7 protein-coding genes and 1 pseudogene are annotated in these 7,758 nt (G+C 75.0%); 3 read left to right on the forward strand and 5 right to left on the reverse strand.

Features of this window, described 5'->3' with window-relative positions:
* Positions 1-231: pseudogene (locus ACFV5N_RS21720) on the forward strand (urease accessory protein UreD); the annotation flags it as partial.
* 355 nt (positions 232-586) lie between these two features.
* On the opposite strand, the gene ACFV5N_RS21725 reads toward ACFV5N_RS21720, so the two are convergent.
* The 5 genes from ACFV5N_RS21725 to ACFV5N_RS21745 form a co-directional block, all read right to left on the reverse strand.
* The gene (locus tag ACFV5N_RS21725; protein ID WP_385602341.1) at positions 587-1,222 is read right to left on the reverse strand and encodes a response regulator; all 636 of its coding nucleotides are present in this window, start codon (positions 1,220-1,222) and stop codon (positions 587-589) included.
* Positions 1,215-2,453: a sensor histidine kinase gene (locus tag ACFV5N_RS21730; protein ID WP_385602344.1), complete on the reverse strand. Its 1,239-nt coding sequence runs from the start codon at positions 2,451-2,453 to the stop codon at positions 1,215-1,217. The genes ACFV5N_RS21725 and ACFV5N_RS21730 overlap by 8 nt, the downstream gene beginning before the upstream one ends.
* A 64-nt stretch (positions 2,454-2,517) precedes the next feature.
* Complete coding sequence (locus ACFV5N_RS21735) at positions 2,518-3,276, reverse strand: ABC transporter permease (protein ID WP_385602346.1); 759 nt, start codon at positions 3,274-3,276, stop codon at positions 2,518-2,520.
* Between the two features lies 1 nt (position 3,277).
* On the reverse strand, positions 3,278-4,186 hold the full coding sequence (locus ACFV5N_RS21740) for an ABC transporter ATP-binding protein (RefSeq protein ID WP_385602349.1): 909 nt from the start codon (positions 4,184-4,186) through the stop codon (positions 3,278-3,280).
* Positions 4,187-4,323: 137 nt separating this feature from the next.
* On the reverse strand, positions 4,324-4,983 hold the full coding sequence (locus ACFV5N_RS21745; RefSeq protein WP_385602352.1) for an HAD family hydrolase: 660 nt from the start codon (positions 4,981-4,983) through the stop codon (positions 4,324-4,326).
* Between the two features lie 66 nt (positions 4,984-5,049).
* On the opposite strand from ACFV5N_RS21745, the gene ACFV5N_RS21750 reads away from it, so the two are divergent.
* Both ACFV5N_RS21750 and ACFV5N_RS21755 read left to right on the forward strand, forming a co-directional pair.
* Positions 5,050-5,490 (forward strand): Lrp/AsnC family transcriptional regulator, encoded by a 441-nt coding sequence (locus ACFV5N_RS21750; RefSeq protein ID WP_385602355.1) that lies wholly within the window; start codon positions 5,050-5,052, stop codon positions 5,488-5,490.
* A gap of 32 nt (positions 5,491-5,522) precedes the next feature.
* Positions 5,523-7,160 (forward strand): amidohydrolase, encoded by a 1,638-nt coding sequence (locus ACFV5N_RS21755; protein ID WP_385602358.1) that lies wholly within the window; start codon positions 5,523-5,525, stop codon positions 7,158-7,160.
* Positions 7,161-7,758: the final 598 nt, after the last annotated feature.

The raw sequence follows: 7,758 nt of genomic DNA on the forward strand, positions 1-7,758 counted from the left end.
GTCCTCGGCGACCACCGGGCGGTGGGCCAGCTGCTGGTGGTGGACCCGGAGCGGTGGAAGGAACCGGTGGCGGTGGCCCTGCCGGGCCCGGCCGCCGTGCTGGCCCCGCTGCCGGGCCCCGGCGTGCTGGCCACGGTCCTGGCCCCGGACGGCCTCGCGCTCGCCCGGCAACTGGGCGAGGCCGCGGAGCGGATGGCGGCCGGAGCCCGCCTGGAGCCGGCGACCGTCTGAACCGCCGCCGTTCCTGCCGCGCCCACCCGGCCCACGCCCGCCCGGCGGGTGGGCCGGACACAGCGTGCCGGGAGCTGGTGGCGGGGTGAGCCGGTCCCTGCTCGGCGGTGGGCGGTTCCGGCGGATGGGCCGGACGGGAGCGCGGGGGCTGGTGGCGGGGTGAACCGGCGCCGTTCCGGTGTCTGCACGGCGATGGGTGGTCCCGGCGGGAGCGGGCCGGGCAAGCAGGCCGGGGTCCGGCGGGGGTGCGGACCGGGCTGGGCCCGGTTGCCCCGCCGTGAGCGGCGGGCCGGGTACGCCGGTCTCCGCCGGGCGTTCCGCTCCCGACGTCCCGTGGCGGGGCCTGGCCCGGTGGTCAGCCCAGGATGCCCCGTTCGTAGCCGGTGGCCACCGCCGCCGCCCGGTCATTGACGCCCAGCTTGGTGTACAGGTGGGCGAGATGCGTCTTCACCGTCGCCTCACTGATGAACAGTTCGGCCGCGATCTCCCGGTTGGAGCTGCCCTTGGCGACCAGGCCCAGCACCTGGCGTTCCCGGGTGCTCAGCGCCTCACCGACCGGCTCGCGCACCCGGGAGACCAGCCGGGTGGCGACCGCGGGGGAGAGCACGGTGCGGCCCTCCGCCGCCGCGCGCACCGCCGCGAACAGCTCGTCGCGCGGGGTGTCCTTGAGGAGATAGCCGGTGGCCCCCGCCTCGATCGCCGGAAGGGTGTCGGAGTCGGTGTCATAGGTGGTGAGCACCAGCACCTTGCTGCCCAGCCGGCGGCGGACCAGCTCACGGATCGCCGCGACCCCGCCGCCGCCCGGCATCCGCAGATCCATCAGCACCACATCGGGCGCCAGCCGCTGGGCCAGCTCCACCCCGGCGGGCCCGTCCGCCGCCTCGCCGAGCACCGTGAAGTCGGGGGAGGCGGCGAACATGCCGCGCAGTCCGTCCCGGACGACCGGGTGGTCGTCCACGATCAGCAGGGAGATGGGGAGGTGATCAGCCATGGCGGACCAACGGTACGCGAGCGGAGACCGCCGTGCCCTGGCCGGGCTCGGATTCGACGTCCACCGTGCCGGCCAGCCGCGCCGCGCGCGCCCGCATGCCGCCGAGGCCGAAGCCGCCGGGGCGGCCCGGGGACCGGGGCGCCGCCGGATCGAACCCCCGGCCGTCGTCGCGGACGTCCAGCGTCACCTCGTCGTCCATGTAGGACAGGGTCACCCCGACCCGGCCCGCCCCCGCGTGCCGCCCGGCGTTGGCCAGGGCCTCCTGCGCGATCCGCAGCAATGTCGCCTCGACCTCCTCGTGCAGCGGCTCCACGGTGCCGGTGATGGTGAAGGTGGCGGGCACCGCGAACTCCTCCGTCCAGCCGTCGACCGCCTTCTTCAGCGCCTCGGGCAGGCTGTGGTGCTCCAGCGCCCCGGGGCCCAGGTTCTGCACGGAGCGGCGAGCCTCGCCCAGACTGGCCCTGGCCAGGGTCGCGGCCCGTGCCACATGCGCCCGGGAGGTGGCCTCGTCGCTGGTCGCCGTGGCCGCCTGGAGCTGGGTGATGATCCCGGTCAGCCCCTGGGCGATGGTGTCGTGGATCTCGGCGGCCAGCCGCTGCCGCTCCTGGGTGACACCGGCCTCGCGCGCCTGGACCACCAGCATGTTCTGCAGGGCGGCGTTGTCCCGCAGGGCCTGTTCCAGCCGGGTGTTGGTGCGCTCCAGCTCCTCGATGGCGGCAGCCCTCGCCCGGCTGCGCTCCTCCTCCCGCTCCGCGAAATGGCCGAACACCAGGGTGAGCGAGCCGTGCAGCGCGAACAGCGCCGCGAACATGACCCAGCCCATCGCGTCCTGGAGCGGAAACCCCCCGATGTTGGAGCCGGCCATGATGACCGCCGTCGTCAGCAGCCCGGCCCGCACGGCCCGCCGGGGCAGCAGCCGGTCCGCGTCGAAGTACCCCAGCACCGCGTAGATACCGAACAGCGGGTTCACCCAGTTGAAGGCGAAGGCGAGCGCGGTCCTGGTCCAGAAGTACACCTGGCCGGACACCGCCCCCGGCGGGTCACCGCGCCGCAGCGTACGGCCCCGCCACAGCTGGAGGGCGAGCGCGGCGGCCAGCAGCACCGCCCCCGCGTACAGCCCCCGGGCCGTGGTGATGACCCCGTACGTGAGGAGTGCCATCAGCGAACTCAGCCCGAGCGTCCCGTAGGGCGCCCAGCGGTACCACCGCTGCCAGCCTTCCTCGACCGTCATCCGGGTCACTGTCATGCCCTTCCGCATGGATTCCTGCAGCTGCGGCCCCCGCACCCGCTCACCGCTACTCCCAGCGGAACCGGCGGATCGCCACGGCCGTCAGCACCACCGCCCACAGCGCCGTCACCCCCAGATGCGACCAGGCCGGCCACGCCCCGGTCGCCGCCTGGTCGAGGGCCTGGGAGGCGGCACCGAAGGGGGTGAGCTGCACGATCTCGCGCAAGGCGTCCGGCATGGTCTGCACCGGCAGCCACACCCCGGCGGTGAACATCGCCGGGAAGAAGACGACCGTCCCCACAGTCTGCGCGATTTTGGTCGTCCGGGACAGGGCCGTGATGACGGCTCCCAGCGCCAGCGCGGCGGCCCCGGTGAGCAGCACCGCGAGCAGATAGCCCGCCAGTTGGTCCGGCAGCGGCACCGAGAAGGCCAGCCGGCCGACCACCAGGGCCAGCAGCACCGACACCGCGACCGCCGTCCCGTGCAGCACCAGCTGCGCCGTCAGCAGGCTCTGCGGCCGGGCCGGGGTCGCCGACAGCCGGCGCAGGATGCCCCGCTCCCGGTAGCCGGAGAGCACCGCGGGCATGGACTGGACCCCGGCCACGATCATCGACAGCAGCACCGCCACCGGTACGTACAGGTCGATCACCCGCCGGCCGTCCAGGTCCTCGCTCGCCTCACGGAACGCCGGGATCAGCCCCAGGATCGCGGTCAGCGCGGTGGGGAAGACGAGGATCCAGAAGATCGCCCCCGGCTCCCGGGTGAACAGCCGGAACTCGCTCCTCAGCACCGCCCGTGACGCGCGGGGCGCGTGAGTGGTCGCCATGTCAGCTCTCCTTCGCGTGGGCGGTCAGCCCGAGGTAGGCGTCGTCCAGAGTGGCGTCGGTGACGCGCAGGTGCCGCACCGCGATCCGCTGCCGGGCCAGCAGCGCGATGACCGCGTTGGCGGAGGCGTCGTCGCCCTCGATCACCAGCCGGTCGTCCTTGCGCCGCTCCCAGCGCACCAGCGGCAGCCCGGCCAGCTCGTCGTCGCTCAGCGGCCGGGACGGCACGAAGGAGATCACCGTGGACGCCGCCGAGCGCCCGATCAGCCCGTCCGGCGTGTCCAGCGCGGCGACCCGGCCCCCGTCGATCACCGCCACCCGGTCGCACAGCCGCTGCGCTTCCTCCATGAAGTGCGTCACCAGCAGCACGGTGACCCCCGAGTCCCGCACCTCCTCGATCAGCTGCCAGGTCTCGCGCCGGCCGTGCGGATCGAGCCCGGTGGTCAGCTCGTCGAGCACCACCACCCGGGGACTGCCGATCAGCGCCAGCGCGATGAAGAGCCGCTGCTGCTGACCACCCGACAGCTTCGCGAACCGGACGTCCAGCCGCTCCGCCAGCCCCAGCCGCTCCGCCAGCGGCTGCCACGCGGCCGGCCGCCGGTAGAACGAGGCGTACAGCTCCAGGGCCTCCCGCACCGTGATCTTGGGCTGGAGCGCGCTCTGCTGGAGCTGCGCCCCCAGCAGCTCGGTGACCTCCCGGCGGTCCGCCAGCGGGTCGAGACCCGCGACCCGGACCCGGCCCTCGTCGGGCACCCGCAGCCCCTCGACGCACTCCACCGTGGTGGTCTTGCCCGCGCCGTTGGGACCGAGGATCCCGAAGATCTCCCCCTCGTCGACGGAGAACGTGACCCCGTCCACCACGGGCCTGCCGCCGTATCGCTTGCGCAGCCCGCTGACCTCGATGATCGCCATGGCCCCAGGGTTCCGCGGCCACCACCCCGGCCACATCGCCCGCCGGGCCAGACCTCGCATCCCCCGATCGGTGGATGCGGCATCATCCCCCGAGGGCAGCCGCGCGGTCGTCCCCGCCCGCGCTCAGCCCCAGGCGCTCAGCCCCGCGCCGCGGCCCGCAGCAGCTCGGGCAGCTTCCGCATGTCCTCGAACACCACCGTGTCCGCCCCCGCCAGCCACTCCGCCGGGGTCAGCCCGCCCGCGTACCCGAAGGCCCGCATCCCGGCCGCCCGCGCCGCCCGCACCCCGTACTGGCTGTCCTCCACCACCGCGCAGCGCGCCGGGTCCACCCCGAGCCGCTCGGCCGCGTGCAGGAACAGATCCGGCTCCGGCTTGCCGCGCGCCACCTCGGAGGCGCTGAAGATCCGCCCCTCGAACCGCTCCCGCAGCCCGGTGCGGCCCAGCGTGCGGCGCATCTTCTCGTGCGAACCGCTGGAGGCGATGCACGAGGGCAGCACGATCGCGTCCAGCGCCTCCACCACGCCCGGCACCGGCAGCAGCTCGGTGTCGATCGCCTCCGCGAGCCGGGCCCGGTACAGCGCGTTCCACCGGGCCGCCGCCTCCTGGCCCAGCCGCTCCGCGACCTGCGCGGTCACCGAACGCTCCGAGCGCCCCAGGAAGCGGTCGACGATCTCCCGCTCGGTCAGCGGCCAGCCCAGCTGGGCGCCCAGCTCCACACACACCCGCAGCGCCAGGGGCTCGCTGTCCACCAGCACCCCGTCGCAGTCGAAGATCACCAGTTCGATAGCGGAAGACACCCCCGCACCCTACCTCCCGCTCCGCGGCGGCCCCCGGGCCCGCCCGCGTCCGGTAGGTTACGCACCGTGGAGGAACTGGATCGCCGGATCGTGGAGTTGCTCGTCAAGGACGGGCGGATGAGCTATACGGACCTCGGAAAGGCCACCGGGCTTTCCACCTCGGCCGTGCACCAGCGGGTCCGCCGCCTGGAGCAGCGCGGCGTCATCCGCGGCTACAGCGCCATCGTCGACCCCCAGGCCATCGACCTGGCGCTGACGGCGTTCATCTCCGTCAAACCGTTCGACCCCAGCGCCCCCGACGACATCGCCGAACGCCTCGCCGAGGTCCCCGAGATCGAGGCGTGCCACAGCGTCGCCGGCGACGAGAACTACATCCTGAAGGTCCGGGTGGCCACCCCCATCGAACTGGAACACCTGCTCGCCCGGGTCCGCTCGCTGGCCGGCGTCTCCACCCGCACCACCGTCGTCCTCTCCACCCCGTACGAGGCCCGCCCGCCCCGGATCTGAGCCCGTCCCCCGCACCGGGGAGACTGGAGCCCATGACCGACAGCTCCACCCCGGGACGTCCCCGGACCGTCCTGCTGCGCCGCGGCGAGGTGCACAGCCCCGCCGACCCGTTCGCCACCGCGATGGCCGTCGAGGGCGACCGCGTCGCCTGGGTCGGCTCCGAGGGCGCCGCCGACTCGCTCGCCGCCACCGCCGACGAGGTCGTCGACCTCGACGGCGCCCTCGTCACCCCCGCCTTCACCGACGCCCATGTGCACACCACCGCCACCGGACTCGCGCTCACCGGCCTCGACCTGACCGGCTCCGCCACCCCGGCCGAGGCCCTGGAGCGCATCCGCGCGTACGCCGCCGACCGCCCCGCGGGCGCGGTGCTGCTCGGCCACGGCTGGGACGCCTCGGGCTGGCCCGGCGGGCGTCCGCCCACCCGCGCCGCACTCGACGAGGCCGCCGGGCACCGCCCGCTCTACCTCAGCCGCGTCGACGCGCACTCCGCGCTCGCGACGACCGCGCTGCTCGACCTGGTGCCCGGCGTCACCGCGCTCGCCGGCTACCGCGCGGACGGACCGCTCACCGGCGACGCCCACCACGCGGTGCGGCACGCCGCCGACGACGCCCTCACCGACGCGCAGCGCGCCGACGCCCAGCGGGCCACCCTGCGCCGCGCCGCCGCGCTGGGCATCGGCACCCTGCACGAGTGCGCCGGACCCGACATCTCCAGCGAGGACGACTTCACCGCGCTGCTCGCCCTGGCCGGGGCCGAGCCGGGGCCGCGGGTCGTCGGCTACTGGGGCGAGCTGGTCACCGGCGCCAAGGACGCCGCCCGGGTGCGCGAACTCGGCGCGACCGGCGCCGGCGGCGACTTCTTCGCCGACGGCTCCCTCGGCTCCCACACCGCCCATCTGCACGCCCCCTACCAGGACGCCGACCACACCGGCACCGCCCACCTGGACGCGCGCACCATCGCCGCCCACGTCGCCGCCTGCACCGAGGCCGGCCTCCAAGCGGGCTTCCACGCCATCGGCGACGCGGCGCTCACCTCCGTCACCGAGGGCGTACGCGCCGCGGCCGAGCAGGTCGGTCTCACCCGGGTGCGGGCGCTGCGGCACCGCGTGGAACACGCCATGCTGCTCACCGGCGACCACATCGCCGCCTTCGCCGAACTCGCCCTCACCGCCTCCGTCCAGCCCGCCTTCGACGCGGCCTGGGGCGGCGAGGAGGGCATGTACGCCCAGCGCCTCGGCGCCGAGCGGGCCCGCACCCTCAACCCGTACGCCGCCCTGCTGCGCGCCGGCGTGCCGCTGGCGCTCGGCTCCGACGCGCCGGTCACCCCGCTCGACCCGTGGGGCACCCTGCGCGCCGCCGCCTTCCACCGCACGCCCGGGCACCGGGTCTCGGTCCGGGCCGCGTTCGCCGCGCACACCCGGGGCGGCTGGCGGGCGATCGGCCGGGACGACGCGGGCGCCCTGGTGCCAGGCGCGCCCGCCGACTACGCGGTGTGGCGGACCGGGGAGCTGATCATCCAGACCCCCGACGACCGGATCGCCCGCTGGTCCACCGACCCGCGGGCCGCCACGCCCGGGCTGCCGGACCTCACCCCCGGAACACCGGTGCCCGAGTGCCTGCGTACCGTGGTGGCCGGGCAGATCGTGTACGACCGGCTGAACGAGTGATCCCGCGGCCCGCCGCATACCGCCGAACGACGTGCGCTGCGTCGGTCGCCCACGGCGGCCAGGCTGGCACTGACCTGGAGTTTTCCTGAGAAACCCCAGGTCACACGAGTGTTGACAGGCGGCGGTCGGCGGACGGTAGGTTCGGCCGGGTCCACCACAGGACGTCCGGCCGGCGCTCTTTCCGCGCAGTCGTCGAACGCCGCTGGGCCAGAGGGTGGGGCGCCGCCATAGGGCGCCCCGTCACTGGGAGCCAGGTCCAGCGCCCGCGGCACGGGGGCGGAAGGGTTCGTCCGGCCGGCTGGTGCGACCCGGGTGGGGCCCGGTTGCTCAGTAGACAACGGCTCTCGGTCGACCCGCAGCCAGCGGGTCCCAGGTCGGCCCGAAGGGCACCGGGCCCCGGTCCCGCAGCGTGCTGAACACCGCTGCGACCACTGCCGCGCGCGGTATTCGAGGTACCGTCACCTCAGTACCGCTCGATCTGCAGGAAGGCCACGACCGTGCCATCGGGCCCCGATACCGCCGCCGTGAGCAGTCAGGACGGCGACGCGGCCACTCCGCGCGTCATCGCCCAGCCGTCGTCCGGGGCGCCCCCGCGGGC

The sequence above is a fragment of the Streptomyces sp. NPDC059853 genome (genome assembly GCF_042731495.1).
In the GTDB taxonomy this organism is placed as follows: Bacteria; Actinomycetota; Actinomycetes; order Streptomycetales; family Streptomycetaceae; genus Streptomyces.